General features: G+C 56.8%; 16 protein-coding genes. 13 read left to right on the top strand and 3 right to left on the bottom strand.

Features of this window, described 5'->3' with window-relative positions; genetic code table 11:
• Positions 1–192: 192 nt before the first annotated feature.
• From infB to tpiA, 5 genes are all read left to right on the top strand, one after another.
• A complete protein-coding gene (infB, locus tag IQ254_RS15360; protein WP_193967038.1) occupies positions 193–3210 on the top strand; it encodes a translation initiation factor IF-2 in 3018 nt (1005 codons plus the stop codon).
• Positions 3211–3239: 29 nt separating this feature from the next.
• The gene (locus IQ254_RS15355; protein WP_193967037.1) at positions 3240–4031 is read left to right on the top strand and encodes a low-complexity tail membrane protein; all 792 of its coding nucleotides are present in this window, start codon (positions 3240–3242) and stop codon (positions 4029–4031) included.
• Between the two features lie 218 nt (positions 4032–4249).
• Entirely contained in the window at positions 4250–4450 is a 201-nt protein-coding gene (locus IQ254_RS15350; protein ID WP_193967036.1) for a hypothetical protein, read from the top strand.
• 447 nt (positions 4451–4897) lie between these two features.
• Entirely contained in the window at positions 4898–7045 is a 2148-nt protein-coding gene (locus IQ254_RS15345) for a polyribonucleotide nucleotidyltransferase (RefSeq protein WP_193967035.1), read from the top strand.
• A 169-nt stretch (positions 7046–7214) separates the two neighbouring features.
• Positions 7215–7940 (top strand): triose-phosphate isomerase, encoded by a 726-nt coding sequence (tpiA, locus tag IQ254_RS15340; RefSeq protein WP_193967034.1) that lies wholly within the window; start codon positions 7215–7217, stop codon positions 7938–7940.
• Positions 7941–8155: 215 nt separating this feature from the next.
• Here tpiA and IQ254_RS15335 read toward each other — a convergent pair whose 3' ends face one another.
• Positions 8156–8911, bottom strand: coding sequence for a pentapeptide repeat-containing protein (locus tag IQ254_RS15335; RefSeq protein ID WP_193967033.1), 756 nt, complete (start codon positions 8909–8911; stop codon positions 8156–8158).
• Between the two features lie 304 nt (positions 8912–9215).
• On the opposite strand from IQ254_RS15335, the gene IQ254_RS15330 reads away from it, so the two are divergent.
• Entirely contained in the window at positions 9216–9944 is a 729-nt protein-coding gene (locus tag IQ254_RS15330) for a hypothetical protein (protein WP_193967032.1), read from the top strand.
• 110 nt (positions 9945–10054) lie between these two features.
• Complete coding sequence (locus IQ254_RS15325; RefSeq protein WP_193967031.1) at positions 10055–11071, top strand: pentapeptide repeat-containing protein; 1017 nt, start codon at positions 10055–10057, stop codon at positions 11069–11071.
• A gap of 211 nt (positions 11072–11282) precedes the next feature.
• Here the strand turns inward: IQ254_RS15325 and ruvB are convergent, their stop codons facing one another.
• Entirely contained in the window at positions 11283–12452 is a 1170-nt protein-coding gene (ruvB, locus tag IQ254_RS15320) for a Holliday junction branch migration DNA helicase RuvB (protein WP_193967030.1), read from the bottom strand.
• A gap of 239 nt (positions 12453–12691) precedes the next feature.
• On the opposite strand from ruvB, the gene IQ254_RS15315 reads away from it, so the two are divergent.
• Together IQ254_RS15315 and IQ254_RS32125 are read left to right on the top strand one after the other, a co-directional pair.
• Positions 12692–13036: a hypothetical protein gene (locus tag IQ254_RS15315; protein WP_193967029.1), complete on the top strand. Its 345-nt coding sequence runs from the start codon at positions 12692–12694 to the stop codon at positions 13034–13036.
• A gap of 117 nt (positions 13037–13153) precedes the next feature.
• Entirely contained in the window at positions 13154–13684 is a 531-nt protein-coding gene (locus IQ254_RS32125; RefSeq protein ID WP_193967028.1) for a pentapeptide repeat-containing protein, read from the top strand.
• Positions 13685–13692: 8 nt separating this feature from the next.
• On the opposite strand, the gene IQ254_RS15305 is transcribed toward IQ254_RS32125, so the two are convergent.
• On the bottom strand, positions 13693–14391 hold the full coding sequence (locus tag IQ254_RS15305; protein ID WP_193967027.1) for a hypothetical protein: 699 nt from the start codon (positions 14389–14391) through the stop codon (positions 13693–13695).
• Between the two features lie 821 nt (positions 14392–15212).
• Between IQ254_RS15305 and IQ254_RS15300 the strand changes: the two genes are divergently transcribed.
• The 4 genes from IQ254_RS15300 to IQ254_RS15285 all read left to right on the top strand — a co-directional run bounded on the left by IQ254_RS15300 (position 15213) and on the right by IQ254_RS15285 (position 22749).
• On the top strand, positions 15213–16673 hold the full coding sequence (locus tag IQ254_RS15300) for a porin (protein ID WP_193967026.1): 1461 nt from the start codon (positions 15213–15215) through the stop codon (positions 16671–16673).
• Positions 16670–19018, top strand: coding sequence for a tetratricopeptide repeat protein (locus IQ254_RS15295; RefSeq protein ID WP_193967025.1), 2349 nt, complete (start codon positions 16670–16672; stop codon positions 19016–19018). The genes IQ254_RS15300 and IQ254_RS15295 overlap by 4 nt, the downstream gene beginning before the upstream one ends.
• A 35-nt stretch (positions 19019–19053) precedes the next feature.
• Positions 19054–20316 (top strand): glycosyl hydrolase family 8, encoded by a 1263-nt coding sequence (locus IQ254_RS15290; protein ID WP_193967024.1) that lies wholly within the window; start codon positions 19054–19056, stop codon positions 20314–20316.
• Between the two features lie 135 nt (positions 20317–20451).
• Entirely contained in the window at positions 20452–22749 is a 2298-nt protein-coding gene (locus tag IQ254_RS15285; protein ID WP_193967023.1) for a cellulose biosynthesis cyclic di-GMP-binding regulatory protein BcsB, read from the top strand.
• Positions 22750–22852: the final 103 nt, after the last annotated feature.

The raw sequence follows: 22852 nt of genomic DNA, 5'->3' as shown, positions 1-22852 counted from the left end.
TACACTCATAGTATGGGTCTTTAAAACCGACAGACCAACGGCCGATTAGTTTGCTTGTCCCCATGTCCATCTGGCCTTGGGGTACAATGCAGTGCTAGGGCTAACATTTTCGTCAGAATGGTTTGATGTCGTTTTGTTGGACGAAGCAGGTTGGTTTATGTAACAAGTCTTGACTAGCGTAGGGAGATGTGGATGAACGGCAAAGTGAGAATTTACGAGTTATCGAAGGAATTGGATTTGGATAACAAGGATATCTTGGCGATCGCCAGTCGCCTTGACATTGCCGCAAAGAGTCACAGCAGTACTATCGCTGAGTCAGATGCCGACCAAATTAGAACGGCTGCTCGTCAAGCCCGCAGTAACGGTGGTTCCGCCAATCGGCCTACTCGACCTCGCCCTGCAGCACCGGTCAAAGCGGCCGCTCGGCCCGAGCGCAAACAACAGATTCTAGAAATACGTCGTCACCGCACTACTCCTAAGGCTGACACGCCAGCGACTAACGCCCCTGCGCCTAGTCCTGCACCACAGAGTAGGCCTGCGCGGCCCACTAACGGCGATAGTTTATCGAAGCCCCCCAGTCGCCCTGGCTCTGTTCCCCAGGATGATGGCAAGTCTTTGCGACCAGCTGCGTTGGTCAATCGACCACTTGACGAGTCGGCTGTGATGACAACGCCAGAGCGGCCTACGGCACCCCCCGTTAAGCCTCGGCCAGAGTTAGTAGAGCCAGTGTCTCGCGATGGTAGATCTGGCGAGAGTCAGGATGAATCCACAGTCCAAGTTGTCCGTCCACCGCGTCCAGTTATTCGTCGGCCTGAAAGTCGTGCCGCTGAAGGGCGGACATCTGAGGGGCGAACCGGGGACAATGGAGCGCCGCGTCCCACGATTCCAATTCGTGAAATTGATGCGGATGAGGATGTACCTCGCCTCAAGCCTAAGCCTAAGCTGCGCCGACCCAATGCCGATGCTGAAACAGCTAGAACTGACACTGCTCGCACTGATCAGCCTGCTGGTGGTAGTGATTCAATCTCTGTGCTTGGGGTAGGCGGCCTTGAGGATTTGCAGCCGCGCCGCCCCTCGCCCCCTCGCCATAAGCGCGAAGAGCGCGAAGACGAGGACGACGATCAAAAAATGCGGGAAAAAGCCAGCAAGGCTGGCAAGACCAAGCGTCGTGGCCAGGGCGTGCTCGGTGAAGATGAAGACGATCTGGATGTGCTGGTCGATGAGCTGGAAGAAGGCGAAGAGCAAGCCTTAGACGTGCAAAATCTGAGCGTTTCTTTGGCTCGTCCTCCCAAGCCTAAGAGCCAGGGTGGTGGCAAGCCGTCGTCTCCAACCGTAAAAAGCCACAAGCCTCAACATCGCGACAGCAGTGGTGGAGGACGTGGTCGCCGGGGTCGTCGGGGCGAGCCTCAGCCTACCCAAGAGCGTCCAGAGTTTATTGTCTTGTCTGAAGGGTTGACGGTGCACGAGTTAGCCGACCGCATTCTGGTGCCTGAGACCGAGCTGATTAAATCGCTCTTTTTTAAGGGCATTGCCGCCAACATTAACCAGACCCTCGATATTGAAACCGCCAAAATGGTGGCCGAGGAGTTTGAGGTGATGGTCGAAACCAGCGAGGTTGAGTCAGAGGCCAAGAAAGTCACCGAGATGCTCGATGCGACAGATCTTGATAGTCTCCAGCGACGACCTCCGGTGGTGACTATCATGGGCCACGTTGACCACGGTAAGACAACTCTGCTCGACTCTATTCGGAAGACTAAGGTAGCCCAGGGAGAAGCTGGGGGCATTACCCAGCACATTGGTGCTTATCATGTGGATGTTGACCACGATGGTACGTCTCATCAGATTGTCTTCCTGGATACTCCTGGCCACGAGGCATTCACTGCTATGCGGGCTCGGGGTACTCGGGTAACTGATATTGCCATTCTGGTGGTGGCTGCCGACGACGGTGTGCGACCTCAGACGATTGAAGCCATTAGCCACGCTAAGGCGGCTGAGGTACCGCTGATTGTTGCGATCAACAAGGTAGATAAAGAGACGGCTAACCCTGACCGCGTTAAACAAGAGCTGATGGAGCATGGTCTGGTGCCTGAAGAGTGGGGTGGCGACGCCATTATGGTGCCGGTCAGCGCCCTATCGGGAGACAACCTCGATAGTTTGTTAGAGATGATCGTGCTGGTGGCTGAGGTCGAAGATCTCCAGGCCAATCCCGATCGTCTGGCCCGGGGTACGGTCATTGAGGCCAACCTAGATAAGGCTCGCGGGCCGGTGGCCACTTTGCTAGTGCAAAACGGCACGCTACGAGTTGGCGATTCGTTGGTGGCGGGCCCCATCTTGGGTAAAGTCAAGGCCATGCTCGACGATCGTCTCCAACGAGTTAAGATAGCTGGCCCTTCCTTTGCTGTCGAAGTTCTGGGCATGAACGATGTGCCCGCTGCGGGTGACGAGTTTGAGGTCTATGCTGACGAGAAAACGGCTCGTGCCGTCGCCGATAAGCGCATGCTTGAGCAGCGTCAATCGCGTCTACAGCAGGCCATGGCCTCTCGCCGCGTTACCCTCAACACAATTTCGGCCCAGGTGCAGGAAGGAGATCTTAAGGATCTTAACCTGCTGCTGAAGGCCGACGTACAGGGTTCTATTGAGGCCATTCTGGCGGCGCTTCAACAGTTGCCTCAGAACGAGGTTCAGATTCGGGTCTTGCTGGCCGCTCCGGGCGAAATCAGCGAGACCGACGTAGATCTGGCGGCGGCTAGTGGTGCGGTCATCATTGGCTTCAACACAACGCTGGCGCCAGGGGCGCGACAGTCTGCCGATCGCCTCGGGGTGGATGTGCGCGACTACGAAGTCATCTACAACCTGCTCGATGATATTCAAGGGGCCATGGAAGGCCTGCTTGACCCCGAAATGGTTGAAGAGCCCCTGGGTCAGGTGGAAGTACGGGCGGTATTCCCAGTGCGCAAGGGGGCTGTGGCGGGTTGCTACGTGCTTTCAGGCAAGGTCACTCGCAACTGCAACCTGCGGGTTGTGCGCGGCGGTGAAGTGGTCTATACCGGCAAGCTCGATTCTCTCAAGCGGATGAAAGAGGATGCGAAGGACGTGGCAGCTGGGTTTGAGTGCGGTATCGGCATCGACAACTTCAGCGATTGGAAGGAAGGCGACATTATCGATGCCTTCCGCATGGTGACCAAGCGCCGTACCCTGGCAATGGCCTAGGCCAACAAGGAGACGATAAGGAGATAACCATGAAACCCTGGCGCTGCGATCCATACCTGTGGGTACATTTAGCTGGTTTGGCTACCGTACCCCTGTGGATCGACCTGTGTCTCTTGGGGTTAGCGGTAGGTAACCCTACCCTGCCTGAGCTAGAGTTGGGAGGGATTGTTGCTCTGGGGGCTTTGCCGGTGCTGGTCATGCAGCTGCGGCAGCCCTTTTATATCTTCTGTCTACCAGGGCTGGTCTTAAGGCCCGGCGTTTTACAAGACGACCAGCGCCGTTTATTGTGCCAGTTTCGCTGCTGGCGAGTGCGGTTGGGAGCGCTACTGGTTCCTATACCGTTGGTGTGGGTGCTGGTGAAGCTTTATCCCCTGGCATTTTTGGCCCGTGAAGTGACCCCTTTTGGCGACTGGGGACGACTGGGCGGTTTAGCGATCGCAGTCATAGGCTTTTTCCTGGCAAACCTGTTTCTCCAGGTGCCGTTGGCCGTGCTGCAGGTGTTGGCCACTCCAGATCGGCGATTCCAGCAGGTGCTTCCTTACCCTACTGACCAGGTGATGGCTGACTTTAGGGGAATTGGGTTGCCTGTTGGCAAGATTTTGCCGCCTATCGCTGTGGCCTATCCCTCAGAGACTTCTGGGGATGGCTACGGGCTAGGCCTGAGCTATCCTGATCATCCCCTGGTTGCCGTTACATACCCTGAGATCGATGATCTAGACGGTACATCGTTATCTTTGGAGGAGGATGCAGCATCTTTGGGGGATGCTGCATCCTCCTTAGAGGATAGCGAACCGGTGCCGTCGCTGCCTGTCGATGCTTAGATTTAATAAAACCTGGCAGCAGTTGCAAGATCCATAGACTTAAATCAATACTTTGGACTGTTGCTTCGGTCACAACAGCGTTTTAAGGATTGCGCTATCTTTGATCCAAAGCCGTTTGGGTGATTGGGGTTCACTCTCTGCTCGAAGATTAGTCGAGCCATCCTAATCGCAAAGACGCTAAAGAATCTAACGTCAACTTGAGTTTTTTTGAGGCAGCTATGGCCGTTACTCGTTCTGTAAGCTCTACTCAGCTTTCTGATCATGCTCAGATTTGGTATAGCCTCAAATGTGCGATCGCAAGCAGCTCTGGCTTTCAAAGCTGGAAAGGTGAACTCTCTGAAGCAGATGCCCAGGCTACTCCCCTCGATCATTTAGTCCGTCGCTATCTGCGCGAAACCCTAGAAACCTTAGCTTACTAGCGCTACATCTGCTCAGCGCCACAGTCCTGGCAATGCTAATCAGTCAACCGCCGTATACCGGTTGCTGAGCCATATCTGAGGCGCCCTCAAGCCTATAGCCTATGGGTGTAGGCAGAGTATCTGAGCTGTGGATGGACTCAGCTCATTGAGTTGTTTGGATGGTAGCTGGCGGGGCTCAGCTGGTCAGCCTGGGGTCATCTTTAAAGAATTCTGCTTCTAGCATGGCTCTACGCACCGAGGCCTCACGGCATGGGCCGCGATGCTATGAATCTGGAGTTTGACAGGGTCTTGTAGCCGCTGTCAGAGTGGTTTAAGCTGGCTTCAAATCTTAAGTCTTTCATCTAATTTTGCCTACGGTGACTGCTACAAGAAGCCATTGCCGCCATCGGTGCTAGGATCAAGCCAAAGTAACACAGAAGAATGACAAAAGAAAGGACGTAGGCGTACATGCAAGAATTTGAAAAAACAATATCCTTCGGCGGTCGCGATATTCACTTAAGGGGTGGGCTGTTGGCGCCCCAGGCCGGGGGTGCTGTCTTGGTGCGATCGGGCGAAACAGCGGTTCTGGTGACTGCTACCCGCTCAGCTGGACGTCAGGGCATAGATTTTTTGCCCCTGTTGGTTGACTATGAAGAACGTCTCTATGCCGCCGGGCGCATCCCCGGCGGGTTTTTGCGCAGAGAAGGTCGCCCCCCCGAACGAGCCACTTTGATCTGTCGCCTGATCGATCGGCCCATGCGCCCCCTGTTTCCGCAGTGGTTGCGCGACGACATTCAAATTGTCGCCACTACCTTGGCTATGGACGAGCTGGTACCCCCCGATGTACTGGCGGCTACCGGGGCTTCTATTGCGGTATTGTTGGCCAAAATTCCCTTCTATGGCCCGATGGCAGCAGTACGCGTCGGGTTAGTGGGTGATGATTTTGTCATTAACCCAACCTATAAAGAGGTTGAAAATGGAGATCTAGACCTAGTGGTCGCCGGCTCTCCAGACGGGGTGATCATGGTAGAGGCCGGGGCCAATCAGCTGCCGGAAGCCGATGTAATTGAGGCTATCGACTTTGGCTATGAGGTGGTGCAAGACCTGATTAAAGCTCAGCTAGAGCTCATCAAGGAATTGGGAATTGAGATTGTCAAAGAGCAAGAACCGGCAACGGATCCTACCCTCGCTACCTTCATCGAAGAGAAAACCTCTGCAGCGATTAAAGAGGTACTCAAGCAATTTAGCTTGACCAAGCCAGAGCGTGACGAAAAACTAGATATCATCAAAGACGAGCTAGTCACCACCATTGATGCCTTAGAAGACGAGAGCCCCATCAAGGTAGCCGTCGCAGAGAATGGTAAAGCTCTGGGCAATACCTATAAATCAGTTACCAAAAAGCTGATGCGGCAGCAGATTATTGACGATAAAGTTCGGGTTGACGGACGTCAACTTGACCAGGTGCGGCCTATCTCATGTCAGGTGGGGCTGCTACCCCGACGGGTGCATGGAACTGGGTTATTTCAGCGTGGGCTGACCCAGGTGATGTCAGTGACGACCCTGGGTACCCCTGGCGATGCTCAGATGATGGATGACCTGCATCCCGATGACGAGAAGCGCTATCTGCATCACTACAACTTTCCTCCCTACTCGGTAGGTGAGACTCGACCGATGCGATCGCCCGGTCGTCGTGAAATTGGGCACGGTGCTCTAGCCGAACGAGCTCTGGTGCCTGTGCTGCCCCCCCAAGAAGAATTTCCCTACGTCATTCGCGTGGTGTCGGAAGTCTTGTCGTCTAATGGCTCCACCTCCATGGGGTCGGTCTGTGGCTCGACCCTGTCGCTGATGGATGCTGGGGTTCCGATCACTAAGCCCGTCAGCGGTGCGGCTATGGGCCTGATCAAGGAAGGTGATGAGGTGCGTATCCTGACCGATATTCAGGGTATCGAAGACTTTCTGGGCGATATGGACTTCAAGGTAGCCGGTACTGACACCGGTATCACGGCTCTGCAAATGGATATGAAAATCACCGGCTTGCCCATGACGGTGATTGCTGATGCCATTAACCAAGCTCGGCCTGCTCGGCTGCATATTCTTGAGAAAATGCTGGGGGCCATTGATCAACCCCGCACCGAGCTGTCGCCCTACGCACCCCGCCTGATCAGCTTTAAGATTGATCCCGAAATGATTGGGATGGTCATTGGCCCTGGTGGTAAGAAGATTAAGGGCATTACTGAACAAACGGGGGCCAAGGTCGATATCAATGATGACGGCACCGTCACCGTATCGGCCATTGAGGGTGAAAAAGCCCTACAGGCAAAAGCCCTGATTGAAGCGATCGTCTTCAAGCCTTCTGCTGGCGACGTGTTTGTCGGCAAGGTAGTCCGGGTGATTCCCATCGGTGCCTTTGTGGAGTTTATGCCCGGCCAGGACGGCATGATTCACATTTCTCAACTGGCTGACTACCGGGTGGCTAAAGTCGAAGACGAGGTCAATGTCGGAGACGAAGTGATCGTTAAGGTGCGAGAGATTGACGGACGTGGTCGAATTAATCTGACGCGCTTAAACATTCACCCCGATGAGGCGGCCGCTGCTCGCGCGGCCGCAGGCGTGTAATAGAGCAGACCTAAGGCTGATGACTAGGTGGCGATTCTAGTTGCCCTGTCCTGATCACCCCCGAATCAAATCTTGCAACAGCACATTGCAAGATTTGATTCGGGGGTTCCTTTCTTAGTACGATGCAGGGATGCAAGTTTGTAGATCTAGCCTTTAACTTCAAAACACCGTGCGAAAAATTGTGATTGCTGGCAACTGGAAAATGTATAAGACCCAGGGTGAAACTCTGGACTTTTTACGCCATTTCCTGGGGCAACTGACCGAGACTCCCGATGGGCGTGAGATTGTTCTGTGCGCGCCGTTTACAGCTCTGGGAGTGTTATCGAAGAGTCTGCACGGGGCGAGGGTAAAAGTGGGGGCTCAAAACATTCACTGGATGCCAGAGGGCGCGTTTACTGGCGAAATCTCTGGGGACATGCTGCGGGAACTGGGGGTACGCTACGTAGTTGTAGGCCATAGCGAGCGCCGCCAGTATTTCTCTGACACCGATGAAACGGTCAATTTGCGGTTGCAGGCGGCCCAAAAGTCGAGTCTTACTCCAATTTTGTGCGTGGGTGAAACGAAGAGTCAGCGCGACGCGGGTGAAACGGAGTCAGTCATAGCTGCCCAGATTACAAAAGGCCTGGTGGATGTCGATCAAAACAATCTGATCATTGCCTACGAACCGATTTGGGCGATCGGTACGGGCGATACCTGTGAAGCTGTCGATGCTAATCAGGTGATTGGCGGTATTCGTAAGCTGTTGAAGAATCCCGACGTCACCATTCAGTATGGCGGGTCGGTTAAGCCTGGCAACGTTGATGAACTGATGGCTCAGCCCGAGATCGATGGTGCTTTGGTGGGGGGCGCTAGTCTAGAACCCGAGAGCTTTGCTCGCATTGTCAACTTTAAATGACCTACTGCTTGGCTTTCTAAGCGTCATCTGGCGGCAGACTGGGCTGACGATGCTGTGGCGATTGGCTATCTATCTCGGCCCGATATGCAAGGGCAGGCGAGAGACACTTGCCGCAGTGGTACCTTAGCGATTTGTGTATCGACCAAATGGTGAGATGGAGTTGGAGACTCGCTTTAGGAGCCTGATTATAAGGCAAACTAGGGAGCTTTTGAAGGTTAGGACGATGGCTGCTGGACCAGGTCTTGAGGGCTGCTGGGGTCGCAGCCTTGGGAGGGGTTTAGGGGTTGAACATAACCCTGATTGTAGGTGCTGCCATCGGGCATGGTGGCAAAATCAAGTCGGGCTCCGGTGAGATTGGCGTCGGCCAGATTAGCTTCGTAAAGATCGGCGTAGCGAAGATCTGCACCACGCAGGTCAGTATCGGATAGATCGGCCTGACGCAAAATAGCACCATAGAGACTAGCTTCTGAGAGGTCAGCCTGATTGAGTTTTGCGGAGCAAAGAGCGGCTTCGCGCAGCTCGGCTTGGGTTAGAGAAGCGCTGGTAAGGTCGGCTTGTACCAGGTTAGTGTTGAGCATTTGAGCCTGGCTAAGGTCGGCCTGAGTCAGTATCGCTGCGGACAAATCGGCCCCTTGGAGGTTGGCCTGGTGTAGGGTCGCCTGGGTGAGATTGGCCTGGTGCAATACGGCGTTGATCAACTGGGTGCCAGTTAGGTTAGCCTCAGTCAGATTGGCGTCTCGAAAGTTTTTGCGGCTGAGGTCTTGGTGGCTGAGGTCGGCTTTGGCAAGGTTGCAATCTTGACAGCGTTCGGTCATGGTGGGACGGGCGGCCTGTGTTGCCGAGACAGAGGCTGAAATAGGATCTGCTGCTGCAGGCTGATAGCGGGCCAGTTGTTCGCGTGCTACTCGTAGGGCTGCGGGGGTGACCGCTGTGAGTAGCACCAATAGAGTAATAAAAATATTTAGCCGCATAGGTCAAGTTAGGCCGTTGTATAAGACGCTCTGGATTGTCTGCTTTCAGCTTTCAGAAATACAGCCATCAATCAGGAGTCTGGTTCTTAAGTTGTGATAGGGATAGCAGGCCCTTTTGTGAAGCAGGCATAGGCGATGGCTACCGGTTCTAGAAATGACCGTAGAAATACGGATATGTGAAAACCGATTTATCAAAGTATTACAGAGTGTTGTCAGTGAATTCGCAGTTTCTTGCTGATCTTTTGCGTACTCTAAAGGAGATCCCCGAAGGGATGGCCTTGTATGTTTACGTATGTTCTCTGTTATGAATGATTCTCCGTTTCGCCGGATTGTATTGCCGGCCCTGTTGGCCTCAAGTGCTGGGTTCGCAGTGCTGACCTGGCCGATGGCGTCTGAGCAGGCTTTTCAGATGTCAGAGCGTCTGCCTGGGCCCCTGGGCCGTTGGCTCGATTCGGCTTTGATCACTCATGAGCATAAAGAATTTTCGATTCGATATATTGGCTTTGCGCTGTTATCGAGCGTTGCCGTGGGCATTGGTACGGCTGAGGTGATGCGATCGCGGCAGGGGAGGCTACAGCGCCACCAGGATCTCTTAAATAAAATGCTGGCCGAGACCACTCCAACTCCTCCATTGGAGGAACCTAACCTTGGTTCTTCAGCGCCGGGGGCTGTGGCCATGGTTGATGATGGCACTGTTGTTGGCGATGCGGTTGCTAGTCAGCCGCTAGATTGGTCTAGTCTCTTGTCGGCAACTCCTGCGGCGATGACCGCTGAAGACAGCTTGCAGGTGACTCCTATCAATGATCATCCTCTCCACCATTTGGTCTCGACCAGCCAGAGTCGCTGTCTAGGCCTGGCTGTGGAGGGTGAGTACTATCGCTATTATCGCAACCGCCCCAGCTTAGATAAGGCCCGATCGCTGGTGCGACACCTAACGCAGCAAGGAAAGCAATCGATGGCTACCTGGGATGATGCTGGCTACGTAGTGTGGGTGCACGAACCTGAGGTGGGCTTCAGCCCTATTTCCCGCTAAAACGAGAGGCCCGCTCTTAGCCGTGGCAACTCGATAGGTAAGCGTGGGATCGGCTCTTATGCATAGTCCTATGACCAACCATTGCAGGTAAACCTGAACCATTTAGACGCATGAATCTTAAGACACTCGAAAATCTGTGGACAGCTTTTGTGGCGGGAGAGCGCGACTTTACCGGCATTAATTTGGCTGGGGCCGATCTCAACCACTGGAGCCTATCGAAGGTTGACTTTTGGGGGGCTGACTTTAGCGGTGCCAATCTGGCCCAGGCTAACTTTCGCCGGGCCAACCTCAAAGAAGCCCGGTTTAACAACGCAACCTTAGTCGGCGCGGACTTGCGCTGGGCTGACCTTCGCGACGCGGTGTTTACGGGGGCCGATCTGAGCGAGGCGAGGCTAGAAGGGGCGCTATATAACGCTCAAACTGTTTTTCCTCTGGGGTTTGACCCTGGGGAAGCTCAACTGTGCAGACTGGGACCAGGCGCGACGTTGGCCACGAGAGATTTGCGCGATCGCGATTTTGGCGGCATGGACTTTAGCGGTGCCGATCTCAGCGGCGTGCTCTTGGTGAATAGCCAGCTTTTTGGTTCGGTGTTCACCCGGGCCAATTTGGTCAGTGCTTTGCTCGGGAATAGCGACCTCCGCTATGCCGATTTTGGGCGCAGTACCCTGATGTTGGCCGACCTGCGTGGGGCCGACCTGCGCCATGCCAATTTGCGTCAGGCCAACCTAATTGGGGCTAATCTGGGCGGTTGCAAGTTGACTGACGCCACCCTAGACGGTGCTCTTTACTCAGATAGCACCCAGTTTCCGCGCGAATTTCAAATTCCTCACACCTTGCAGCGACTCGCCCCTGGGGCCACTCTATGGGGTGCTGATCTGAGTGGTGCCCGCTTGACCGGAGTAGACCTGAGCGGCGCTAACCTCGCTGGGGCCAATTTGATGCATGCTGATCTGTGGGGGGCTTGCCTAGTCAATGCCGATCTCAGCGGCGCTAACCTGCTGGGCGCTAACCTGCTGGGCACCGACTTGACCGGCGCAAATCTCAACCAAACTAACCTGATGCAGGCCATTATCGATTTGCCCCAGGAGGTGGGAACGGTAGTGTCTATTCGAGATCGACCCGCCTAGTACTCTAGGGCGGAAGTTTAGATACTATTCCTGAAAGCTAGGGGGCCAGGGAGCTAGGGAGCAAAGCGATCCGAAACGTTAGGCATACTCTAGCCTTTGGGTACTAGGCTAGGGCATCGTCAAGGTTAGGGCCGGTAGGTGCGTCGAAGCTGGACTGGAGCTGACGGTGCTGTAAGGGGTGATTGAATAACGCTCTTGCCGCTTCGTTTCACTAAAGCAGCGTCATCTGGCTGCTGTCTCCAGGCGCTACTTCGTAGCCCAAGTGGCGGCGAGCCGCCGGGGTCACAACTCGCCCTCGGGGCGTGCGCTGCAGATAGCCAATCTGTAGCAGGTAGGGTTCGTAGACCTCTTCAATGGTTTGGGGGTCTTCTCCGGTAGAGGCCGCCATTGTGTCAAGGCCTACTGGCCCACCGCCAAAGTTCTCAACCATCACCGATAACAGACGGCGATCGGTCCAGTCGAGACCGCAGGGGTCAACGTTAAAGAGTTCTAGCGCTTCGGCAGCCAGCCCAGCGGTAATTGGCCCAGCAGCTTTTACTTCGGTATAGTCGCGTACTCGGCGCAGTAGGCGGTTGGCAATGCGGGGGGTGCCTCGGGCACGGCGGGCAATTTCTTCGGCCCCGGTTGGGTCAATGGGGGTGTGCAATACGTCAGCGGTGCGCAATACGATGGGGGTGAGCTCATCGATCTCGTAAAACCGCAGGCGTTGAATCAGACCGAAGCGATCGCGCAGTGGTGAGGAGAGCGCCCCAACCCGAGTAGTGGCGCCTACCAGGGTAAACGGACACAGTGGAATGCTGCGGGTGCGGGCCGACTGCCCCTTGCCAATGGTGATATCGAGGCGAGAGTCTTCCATGGCCGGGTAAAGAATTTCCTCGGTTACTCGGGGTAGACGGTGGATCTCGTCGATAAACAGTACATCACCAGGCTTGAGGTTAACCAACAGTCCGGCGATATCACGGGGGCGCTCTAGGGCAGGGGCGGTCGTAATTTTGCACGTTACCCCCATTTCCTGTGCCAAAATGAGCGCCATCGTGGTTTTGCCTAGCCCCGGTGGCCCGTACAACAGCAAATGATCGAGGGGCTCTTGACGCGACTGAGCGGCTTTGATGGCAATACCTAGCACCTCTTTGAGGGCGGCCTGGCCGATGTAGTCTTGCAGCCGCTGCGGTCGCAGACTATCTTCAGGCGCAGTCGGGATTGGTTGGGTGGCAGCGGTGGCGTCTTTGCCTAAATCTTCGGATCTTAAGTCTTCGGGGCGAGCCTCGCCGCTTTTGACCAGGGAAAGCAGCGGTTGTGCCGCTGCCTGGTCAGGTGGCGTGGATGCTTGCTTAGGCACCGGGGCCTGGTGATCGGGAGTGTGGGAAGAAACAATGGCCATAGGGGAGCCTAGGGGGCAGTTCCCCTATGATACTGTGGTGCATTTGCACTATCAAGATGATGCCGTGCAGACCAGCCCGTCTGATCTCTCTCCAAGGGGGTAGGCGGGAACTCGTTCTCCTGATGGATATGGGGCAAACCTCAGTGCTCTAGAGTGACTAAGGGTCAAATTGGTGGTGGAGCTACTGAGGTGTTCTACGGGTGATTTGACCGGCCAATCTATCCTCAAGGGAGGTTTCGATGTCTAACCCCAGAGTTGAATCTGACAACTATGATCCTAATCTGATTCCAGCGGAAACGGCTGCGCGGCGTGAGCGGGAAGGGGCTGGCTATAAGCAGGTACCCGATGAATCGGGGGAATCTATCGATACAAGCGGTGGCTATACCGTGGATCAGGAGGGCTTAGTGAACAACTACCCCATTGAGCCAGAGATGTACATCGAAGAACCCGGCGACCTGCGGGAAGAGCAAGAGGCTGAGGCAGCGCGGCGGCGGGCTGAACTGCGCGAGATCAATCAGACCGACGAGAAGGGTCAAGTAACTAGCGATGTCGATACGCGCGGTAAGGGCGTGGGGCAGATTTAGTCTCGGCGAGAATGTAGCATTCTTTTAATACTTGATACATGACGCGCGATCGCAGCGCAACAATGGAGGTGGGGCACTATTGCTCCACCTCCACTGTTCTATGAGGGGATTGTAGCGATGACCCCAGCTACCCTACGAGAGCTTTTGAACCGCTATTACCAGGCGGGTGCTCGCGACCTGCATGGGCTAGATCTGCATGGGCTAGACCTGGAGTCTGCCTATTTGGCTGATGTTGATTTGCGACGCGCTAATTTGGCGCGGGCCAATTTGCATCAAGCCGACCTCAACCATATCGATGGGTATCAAATTCATTTGGGGCAGGCTAACCTGCAGAGCGCATCGTTAGCCAACGCGGTGCTGCGTGAAGGCGATCTGCGTCGGGCTCAGTGTCATCGGGCTACTCTGATCAAGGCCGATCTGCGCGAGAGTCGGCTTGGCCATGCTGACTTGAGCCATGCCAACTTGGAAGGTGCTAACCTGACCCAGGCTGATCTCAGCCACGCCAACCTCTACTGGGCTAACCTACGCTACGCCAATCTCACTGGAGCCAACCTCAAGGGAACTAATTTGGTAGGGGCTAAATTTTGTCAGACTCTGATGCCCGATGGTTCTACCCGCGACTCAAATTGTGCGATCGCGCAGCCATGAGTCCAGCCTTAGCGCAGCAATTCTTCTGGAGTTGTAGGGGCTGTGGTTTGGCGCTCATCTAGGGGGGTGAGGGTGTAAGGCAACGGCGGCTCTGGCACGAGCAGATAGCGCTGTCCCCAGCCACCGTTGGTGCGAGCCAGCAGATCGTCTGGAGGGGTGGTTTGCCCTTGCGGCAGACCTATTGGCAAAGATTGATCAGCCCACAAAAAGGGCTCTCCATCTGAAGTCATACGCAGCACGCCTGTGACCTGGCGGCGACCCTCGTGGGCTCGAACCTGGCCCAAGGCTAGAGCCAATTGGTCAGGGGCCAAGGTAATCGCAAAATGCACCGTGCCTCTGGGCTGAGCTGCCAGATTCAGGCTTTTGGCCTGGGCTTGCCAGGGCTCTTGGTAGCGCCCATCGGCGCTCACCTGCCAAGTGTTTAGCCGAGTGGCCCATTGCCCATCGGCAACGGTGACAGTTTGGTAGTCAAGTACAGAGTAGAGCGGGGTATCACCGGGGGCGGTGACGGCGGGTTGACCCGTAACTACCCCAGCGTCAGGGTCTAAATACCGTAAGGCAAGGGCAGTGAGTTGGGTGTTGTTGGGTAGGTTAGTCGTGCCTGCCAGGTCAAACTCGCCATTGCCTAGGACGGTCGCCTCGATCGTAAGCGTGGTGGCGTCAGAGATTGGGGCAGCGCCAGGGAGCAGCGCGGCCTGACAGCCCATGCAAGCTAGGAGAATGAGCGCTAACAAATATCTTAATTGCTGGAGTGGTGGGAGAGCCATGAGCCGATAAAAAATGCATAGTAGCCCTATCCAACCACAGCCATTGAGGGCGATCCAGAGAAGTACTAAGGCTTTGGAGGTTTCACACAAAACTCTGCCGTCTTCAAACTTTTTTAGCTCTTTATCCTGATAGAGAGAAGTTTTTGTGTATAGGTGATGTAGCGCTATTACCTAAGGCTTAAACCGTACCTAGATTGAGCCATTAGTTTTCCTGAAACTGTCAGTCCTACTGAAATCGTCCTATCAATAGATGCTTTAGCCCGCACAGAATATCCTTAATTAAAATGATGAGTTGATGAAGATTTTTACTTGAATGACCCGCTTGCCCATGGCAGCAGACAGGTTTCAATGGGCATCAGCCTATGGTTTTTACCACGGGCGAGGGTTTTAGGAGCTAGCTCGTAGAACAAAAGACGGTTGCTTTGATGGTAACCGTCCTCTGAGCGGAGTCGTTGGCGCAGCCGCCCCAGAGGGGCTAGGGGACATCTCGGGTGAGTTTTGGCTTTCTCCCTTTGGGAGACGCAGGGCGAACAACTTCGCTCAGCCAGCCTAGTCTTAGGGACACTTATCTTTGATGACTATCTTTTGGGCTGAGCTATCACAGGCTTTGATTTTTGGTAATCCGTTTTATTAAGAGTCTGTTGAAAGATCTGATTATTTATGACTGGTTTGCAAAGTTTTGATTTGACTTCATTGAGAAGTTGAACTGAGCAGGTGCAAATATTTTATTCCTTTTTTATGAGTATCCTATGGAGCATTCTATGGGTGCATGGGTAGCGCTGAAATATGTGCTCAACCCTGGCACAGCCACTGCTGTGGCGCTGGTGACAATATTACCCAGTCTTACCCTGCCCGCCTGGGGCAGTGAGGTATCTGGCGAGAGGTTGGTTATCGAGGCTGGTGTGCAGATTGCGGGAGCTTTGGCTAAGCCAGAGCCTGAAAAAATTGACCCTGGGCTACTGTTGACCCAGGGAGGGCCGTTGCCCTTAGAGCCATTGCCCTTAGGGTCGTTAGCCCAGGCTAACCTGGGGCCAATATCGGGGAATGAGGCGATAAATCTCTCGGTTCCCAGTGACTCTGGATTCAATGGATCTGAATCTGATGAGGCGGACGGAACAGCTCCCGTTGGGAACCCAGATGACGTTATGCAGCCTGTGGGTGCGGCTGAACTACCGGTATTGGCTGAGCCCATAGCTCAAGAGCCTACCCCAGCCCTGAGGACAGAAATCACCCCGGCGGAGCGCTCTGAGGTATTTGTGCAGGCCGCTTTTTTACAGCAGGGAAACGAAAGCTCGGCGCGGTTGCGGGGGGGTGGCATCTATGTGCTCAGCCCCTCGGTGTTTGCAGGGGCTACGGTAGACCTAAGTACTGGGCAGGCGTTTTCTGACACCGATCAGACTGGACTGAGCTTGAGCGAGCTGTATCTGACGGCTTCCCCCGCTAATGTGCCGCAGTTGCGGTTTACGGTGGGGCTGATGGATTTGACCGCCTACCTGGATCGCAACAGCTTTGCCAAAGACTCGCTGACCCACTTCTTTAACCCGGTGTTTCAGACCAATCCGGCGTTGAGCACCGTCAACGTGGCGTCGCGCCCCGGTGCCCTGGTGAACTGGACGCCGGTAGATGCGGTGTCGCTGACAGCCACCACATTCTCGTCGAGCCGTGAACTGGGCAACTTTGACCTCGACTCGTTTGCGGGAGAGGTGGGGGTGCGGTTTGGCAATGCGATTGTGCGGGGCACCTATGTCACCTCTCAAGATGCCGGTCGCCGCGACGGCTTTGCGGAAATTTTTACCTTTGATCGGGGTAATGGCCAGTTTGGCCCGCTGCCAGGCGATCGCGAAACGGGGTTTGGCCTCAATGCCGAGGCGTTTATTCCTGCTATCAAGCTGGGATTATTTGGCCGCTACGGCTGGTATACCAACGACACCCTGGGGGTGAGTGGTCAGACCTACAGCCTTGGAGTAAATGGGCTGGATGTGTTTTTGCCGGGCGATCGCCTGGGGTTGGGCTACGGTCGCCAGCTCTCTAACGATGGGCTGCGGCAGGCCAGCGGTGGGCCAGTGCCCGACGTGTGGGAGCTGTTCTACGACGCTCAAATTATTGACAACTTGCGAGCTGGTGTGAGTGTGCAACAGCGCCATGCCTTTTCGGAGACCTACCTGGGTTTTCGAGTGCGCTACGACCTGAGATGGCAACCCCTGCGGAGGTCAGCAGAATGAAACAGTACATGATTCCCACACCTATTCTCCAAAAGAGGAGTTGGCAGCAGCATTCTCAACCCAACCCGTGGGGCGGGCGGGCCAAAGGGCAGGCTGGGCCCTGGGCTGTGCTTTCCCTATGCACGATCGCAATGGTCTGCGGGTTAGAAATGACCATAGCCCCAGTGGCCCTGGCCCAGCGATCGCCCCAGGTCAGCCAAGGCTATGCGCTGCTGGAGCGGGGCTGGGTCAATGACGCGATCGCAGCCTTCCAGTCGGCCCTCACTCGCCAGCCCAACTCCGTCGAGGCGCGGCTGGGCTTAGCTACGGCCTATCAGCGGGCGGGGCGGGACGGCGATGCCTGGCAAGCTTACCAAGCTGTGATTCAAGTTGACCCAGACAACCCTGCTGCCTTGAGCGCCCTAGGTACCCTGGGCGGCTATCGTCCCGAGTGGCAGATCGGGGGAATTGAGGCACTGACGCGCCTGTTAGGCCAAAACCCCAACAATACTGCGGTGCTGGGTCAGCGGGCTCTGCTGTACGGCTACCAGGGCCGGTTTACCCAGTCCCTAGCCGACTACGACCGACTGCTGGCTCAAAATCCATCGCCGCCAACTCTGCTCGGAGCCGCGCAAATTTATGCCTTTAGCGGTGACTATGAAGGCGCTTTGGCGCTGTTTAATCGCTACCGGCAGACGGGGCCGTTACCCACCGAGGTGCTGACCGCCTATGCGCTGGCACTGCAAGAGACTGGCGACCCGGCGGCAGCGATCGCGCTGCTCGAACCCGAACTCAGAGAGGCTAGCCGCACCGACGACCTGTCGCTCACCCTGCGCACCGCCCTGGCCAATGCCTACGACACCAGCGGCGCAACGGCTAGGGCGCTGGCGCTGCTGGCACCCCTAGAGGGCAACGAGGCGGCGCGCCTGTCGTTAGCACGGGCCTACAGCGCCATCGGTCGCCGCCAGAATAACCCGGAGCTGTTTGAGCAGGCCACCGTGCTGTACCGTCAGGCCCTCAATGCGGCGGTGGCCCCTAGCTATGGTCTGCGGGTAGAAGTGGCGGATGTACTCAGCGAGTGGCCGGGAACCGAAGCGCTGGCCCTAGAAATGTTTGAGCAACTGGCCCAGGAGAACCCTGGGGTAGCCAGTCTGGCCGTACAAGCTCACCTGCTCACCTACCGCCTGGGATTGGCCAGTGCCGCCACCGTCGCTGAGCAGCTTTTGCCCCTGGTTACCCCCATGCCGGTCTCAGCCCCCGAGCAACGAGCCATTGCCACCGCCCTGGTGCGCCTTGATCATCCCGATGTTGCGCTGCTGCCAGTCTATGACGCAGTCGCGGCGGCAGTGGATGTGCCGCTGTTGACCTATCGTCTGGCCCAGATCTACCTGGATCAGGGCGATTTGCAGGCCGCCCGCGATGCCCTGGCCGCCTATAGCGCTGCCGATCAGAACGACTGGGGAACAGCACTGCTGATCGCCGACCTGGAACGCCAACTCGGTGAGCTCGATGCCAGCGCCCGCCGTTACGAGACCATTCTGGCGGCCCAGCCTGGGGCTGCGGTCACGGCTGATGCCCTGCGGGGGGTGACGTTTGTGCGCACCCTCCAGGGCCAGCCCGAGGCGGCGCTGCCGCTGTACGAAGCGGCGATCGCAGCGGATCCCGACAACACCACCTATCCCTTGGGCTATGCTCTGTTGGCCTACCGCACCGGGCAAATCACGGCCCCTGCCGCGGCGGAAACCTTGACGGACTGGCTGGCGTTCCAAGACTTAGATAGTCCTCCCCCAGAGTTGTTCGAGCTGGTCGGCGCACTCCCGGCCGATCGCGATCGGGCTGATCTCTACCCAGTCTTACTGGCCCAGCGCCCCAATGACCTCTGGCTGCGGTGGCGCACCATTGAGCTAATGGCCCAGGCCGATCCTGCCCAGGCCCAGGCTGAGCTAGAAGCCTTGATTGCCGCTCAGCCCGACGACGTTACGGTCTACTTTTTTCAGGGTGAGCTGGCTCAACAGCAGGGCAATCTACCGCTGGCCGCCGCCGCTTACGAGCAGGTGCTCGAGCGCGACCCTGGGCATCTCGGTGCCCTCAGCGCCCTGGCGGGGGTGAGGTTTCAGCAGGGCAATTGGCCCGCAGCCCGCGCCCTCTACGGCCAGGTTTTAGAGGCCGAACCTGACAATTGGGGGGCGCGCTATGGGCTCGCAGAGCTCAACCTTGCCGACGATCAAAAACTCGCGGGCCTAGAGCAGCTGCGACAGCTTGCCCCTGGGGCGGAAGGCCTGATAGACCTGGAACAACGTGCCCAGGAGGTTGAATTTGAACTGCTGCGCCGTCGGGGTTTTCAACCCGGTTGGGAGCGGTACTGACCTTGACCGATGTTTTAGTTTCACGGTGACCTGCCATGTTTCGATTGCTGCGCCTTAGACGACCACGCAAAAGATTGCTGCTCTCGGTGCTACCGCTGGCCTTGCTGATAGCGATGAGCTGTGCCCAAATCACGGCGGCCTGCGCCTGTCTGGAGGAAGGCAAGGAGGTAGCCCTAGCGCTGCCGGTTGAAAGCAGGCACAACGACCAGCTGCTGGAGAGCTGGCAAGCTTACCGCACCCGCTTTATTCAGGCCGATGGCCGGGTAATTGACCGTGAAGATAGCGATCGCACGGTTTCTGAGGGGCAAGCCTACGCCATGCTGCGGGCCGTCAATATCAATGACCCCGACACCTTTAAGCGTACCTACACCTGGGCCCAAAACAACCTGGTGCGAGTCGATGAAGCGGGCCAGCCCACCGATCTGCTCTGGGCCTGGAAATGGGGGCAACGCCCCGATGGCACCTGGGGCAGTATTGATGCGAACTTTGCCACCGATGCTGACATTGACGCCGCCACGGCGCTGATTTTGGCTGCCGATCGCTGGCAGTGCCCCCGGTACCTCGATGCTGCCCGTGCCTTACTGGCTGACATTTGGGAATACGGCACCCTTGAGCTGCCCGACGGTACCCGGCAGTTGTTGCCAGGCCCCGCAGCGGCCTTTCGCCTAGAGCCGGGCCAAATTATGCTCAACCCCTCCTACTTTGCCCCGGCCAGCTTTCGCCTGTTTGCCGAGGTCGACCCCGACCACGACTGGCAAAGCCTGATTGATAGCGGCTATGCCATGCTCGATGATCTCTCAACCTTTTCTGCCACGGGCCTGCCGCCTGACTGGGTGGCCTACAGCCCCAGCCTCGACACCTATCGGCAGATGCCCCTCGACTATCCGCTGCAAAGCCGCTATAGCTTTGACGCTTTTCGAGTCTGGTGGCGGGTTGCTCAAGATGCCGTTTGGAATCGTGAACCCCGGGCCCAGGCCTACCTCGCAGCCCGGCTACCGGAGCTGATCGATCGCTGGCAGCAGCACGGTCGCCTGCCCGCCCGATTGACCCTCGACGGCGAAGCCGAGTCGAGCTACGAAGCCACCGCCCACTATGCCATGCTCTACCCAGCTTTGCTCCAGGTCGATGGTGCGATCGCCGCCGACATGCTGCGCCAAAAGCTAGATCCCGTTTACAGTGACGGCTTTTGGGATAGCGATACCGCCTACTACACGCAAAACCTCGCCTGGTTTGGCCTGCTGCCCCTCGAAACCTCCCCCGACCGTCTGCAGGCAGCAGAAAACCTTTGTAGTCCATAACTGCATCCCTAGACAGCCCCGTGGGGAGAGATGTATGGGGCGACTCAGCTGCCCAAGATTGAAGTCGTCATCGGTACTAAGGCTTTCCCACTTCCTAGTGTTTCTATCTAACTCGTTATTTTTAACCTGCTAACCATGCCATTCCCCTCGTTATCTCCCCGCGCCTGCCGCCGTCTGGCACTATACCTGGCCACGCTCCTACTCATTACCGGACAACCGCTTTTAGCCCAAGATACCCCCGCTGGCGGCGCGACGGCAGCAATTGCCGAAATTACGTTACCTAAAGCGCTACCCGCCCCGCCAGTGATTGTACCGGGCGAACCCGGACAGTATGTGCTCGAATTTAACCGTAGCCCGGTGGTGGGCAATCGCCTCCGCTTTAGCGGCATTTATGACGAGCAACGGCTGCACTTTACCCGGCCCCGCAATTGGGCACCGCAGGCGGTCAAGGTGCTGCTACGCTACCGTCACTCGGCTGCTCTCTACGCCACCCGTTCTAATCTGACAGTGCTGATCAACGGGACTAGCATCGGCAGTTTGCCCCTCAACCAACCCATGGGCGAAATTGGCGACGCGGTGCTGGAGGTACCCACCGACCTGCTCCAAGACCATAATGAGCTGGTGGTAGCGGCACTGCAAAATAACTCCCCCACCTGTACCCAAGATCCCTTCGACCCTTCCCTGTGGACGGAGGTGCTGCCCGACTCGAAGCTGGTGTTTGACTATGAACCCCAGGCCGTAACCCCAGACCTGAGCCAGTTTCCCTACCCGTTGTTTGATCAGCTCAGCCTGGAACCCAATCGAGTTGCCTACCTGCAACCCACCAGCAGCGATAGCCCTTGGCTGACAGCGATGGCGCGGTTGCAGACCTTTTTGGGCCGCACGGCGCAGTACCGCCTGCTCGATAGTCGCCTGGTGACCGGGCTGGCCGAGCTGGAGGTTGAAGAGGGGCTGGTGGTTTTGGGGACTCCGGCTCAACAGCCGGCGCTAGCTGACTTGACCCTACCCTTTGCGCTCAAAAATGAGCGCTTTGTTGACGATGCCGGTACGCCCCTGCCCGACGAGTCGGGACTGGTGATGTGGGCCACCGCGATCGATGGGCAATCGCCAGTGCTAGTGGTTACCGGCAATGGTGACGCCGGAGTCGCTAAGGCGGTGCAATATCTGGTGCAGCCTCAGGATCAGCAGATTGCCACCGGCCACGGGATCGTGGTGAATCAGGCTGGTGAAGTGCCGTCGCCCTCGCCTCGCGATTGGCCCGGTTACTTGCCCGAAGACGACAACTTTTTGCTGTCCGACCTCACCACGGCCCTCGGCGAGCCCATCGAAGATATCACTGTGCGGGGTTCCCACTCTCCGGCACTGGCGATTGACTTTAAAGCTCTGCCCGACGATCGCCTCCAGCGGGGCAGCCAAATGCGTTTGTCCTATAGCTATGGCCCCCAGGTGAACCCCCTTACCTCCCTCGTGGATGTGGAGTTAGACGGGGTCTCGATTGGCGGCGAACGACTAACGGATTTGGAAGGGGCCGATCGCCGCACCCTGGTCGTCGATCTGCCGGGCGATCGCGTTACCTCCAACTCCCAACTTCAGGTCAACTTTCGCCTCGACCCCCGCGAGCGTCGGTCCTGTAGCCGGGTAACCGATCAACAGCTCTGGGGCACCATCCACGGTGATACCAGCTTTAGCCTTGACCGCAACGCTTTCACCAACCTGCCTGACCTGGATCTATTTAAGACCGGTTACCCGTTTACGGCTCCCCAAGATCTCTCCACCACGGTGGTGGTATTGCCCGATGCCCCCACCGCAGAGGATGTCACCGTGCTGCTGGAGCTAGCCGAGCGCCTGGGTCGCCTGAGTCGGGCCGACTCGGTGCAGTTGGCCGTCTATCGCCAGACAGACCTACCCCAGGAGGTCAGAGCGGCTAGCCACCTAGTCGCCATTGGCGCCCAGTCTCGTTTTCCGCTACCAGAGTTACTCACCGAGGACAGGTTTGCTCTGCGTGGCCGTAGCACTCGCCAGTGGGGCAAGACCGAGGTGCAGCCCTTGCCCGATGGCGAGGGGCTGCTGAAATCGGTGATTTCGCCCTGGAATGACCAGCGGGTAGTGCTAGCGCTCAGCGGTCGCGACGATACCGGCCTGGCCCAAGTGGTTGACCTGCTGCGCTACGACCCTCTCTTTTACCAGCTTGAAGGCGACACCGTACTGATTAGCGCCCAGGTACCCGACCCCGACCCCTATACCAGCGCCGACTATCGCTTGGCCAGCCTGCGTCAGTCACCCCAGGTGCAGCTGGCAACCACCGCCACCTATCCCTGGCTGCGGCAGGTGACCCGCAACAACTGGCTGCTGATCGTGCCCGCTATTGTGGCTCTGGCGCTGCTGTTTTACGGCGCGGCCCAGGCGTATCTGCGGCGCAGTATTGGGGAGTAGGACTTAGAACGTTCAACGCTCAAAATCTTGAACGTTGAATTTCATCCAGCCCATACCCTTCACCTCTTTACCCTCTCTCCCCATGCTCCACCCCACCCTCCCC

This window comes from Nodosilinea sp. LEGE 07088 (assembly GCF_015207395.1).
In the GTDB taxonomy this organism is placed as follows: Bacteria; Cyanobacteriota; Cyanobacteriia; order Phormidesmidales; family Phormidesmidaceae; genus Nodosilinea.
Note: the sequence above shows the minus strand (reverse complement) of the source record. Positions and strands in the feature narration are given on the sequence as shown.

Bases quoted from the DNA above. Each gene is read 5' to 3' on its own strand.
- infB (WP_193967038.1), top strand. From the start codon at position 193: ATGAACGGCAAAGTGAGAATTTACGAGTTATCGAAGGAATTGGATTTG.
- IQ254_RS15355 (WP_193967037.1), top strand. From the start codon at position 3,240: ATGAAACCCTGGCGCTGCGATCCATACCTGTGGGTACATTTAGCTGGT.
- IQ254_RS15350 (WP_193967036.1), top strand. From the start codon at position 4,250: ATGGCCGTTACTCGTTCTGTAAGCTCTACTCAGCTTTCTGATCATGCT.
- IQ254_RS15345 (WP_193967035.1), top strand. From the start codon at position 4,898: ATGCAAGAATTTGAAAAAACAATATCCTTCGGCGGTCGCGATATTCAC.
- IQ254_RS15335 (WP_193967033.1), bottom strand. From the start codon at position 8,911: ATGCGGCTAAATATTTTTATTACTCTATTGGTGCTACTCACAGCGGTC.
- IQ254_RS15330 (WP_193967032.1), top strand. From the start codon at position 9,216: ATGAATGATTCTCCGTTTCGCCGGATTGTATTGCCGGCCCTGTTGGCC.
- IQ254_RS15325 (WP_193967031.1), top strand. From the start codon at position 10,055: ATGAATCTTAAGACACTCGAAAATCTGTGGACAGCTTTTGTGGCGGGA.
- ruvB (WP_193967030.1), bottom strand. From the start codon at position 12,452: ATGGCCATTGTTTCTTCCCACACTCCCGATCACCAGGCCCCGGTGCCT.
- IQ254_RS15315 (WP_193967029.1), top strand. From the start codon at position 12,692: ATGTCTAACCCCAGAGTTGAATCTGACAACTATGATCCTAATCTGATT.
- IQ254_RS32125 (WP_193967028.1), top strand. From the start codon at position 13,154: ATGACCCCAGCTACCCTACGAGAGCTTTTGAACCGCTATTACCAGGCG.
- IQ254_RS15305 (WP_193967027.1), bottom strand. From the start codon at position 14,391: ATGGGCTGTCAGGCCGCGCTGCTCCCTGGCGCTGCCCCAATCTCTGAC.
- IQ254_RS15300 (WP_193967026.1), top strand. From the start codon at position 15,213: ATGGGTGCATGGGTAGCGCTGAAATATGTGCTCAACCCTGGCACAGCC.
- IQ254_RS15295 (WP_193967025.1), top strand. From the start codon at position 16,670: ATGAAACAGTACATGATTCCCACACCTATTCTCCAAAAGAGGAGTTGG.
- IQ254_RS15290 (WP_193967024.1), top strand. From the start codon at position 19,054: ATGTTTCGATTGCTGCGCCTTAGACGACCACGCAAAAGATTGCTGCTC.
- IQ254_RS15285 (WP_193967023.1), top strand. From the start codon at position 20,452: ATGCCATTCCCCTCGTTATCTCCCCGCGCCTGCCGCCGTCTGGCACTA.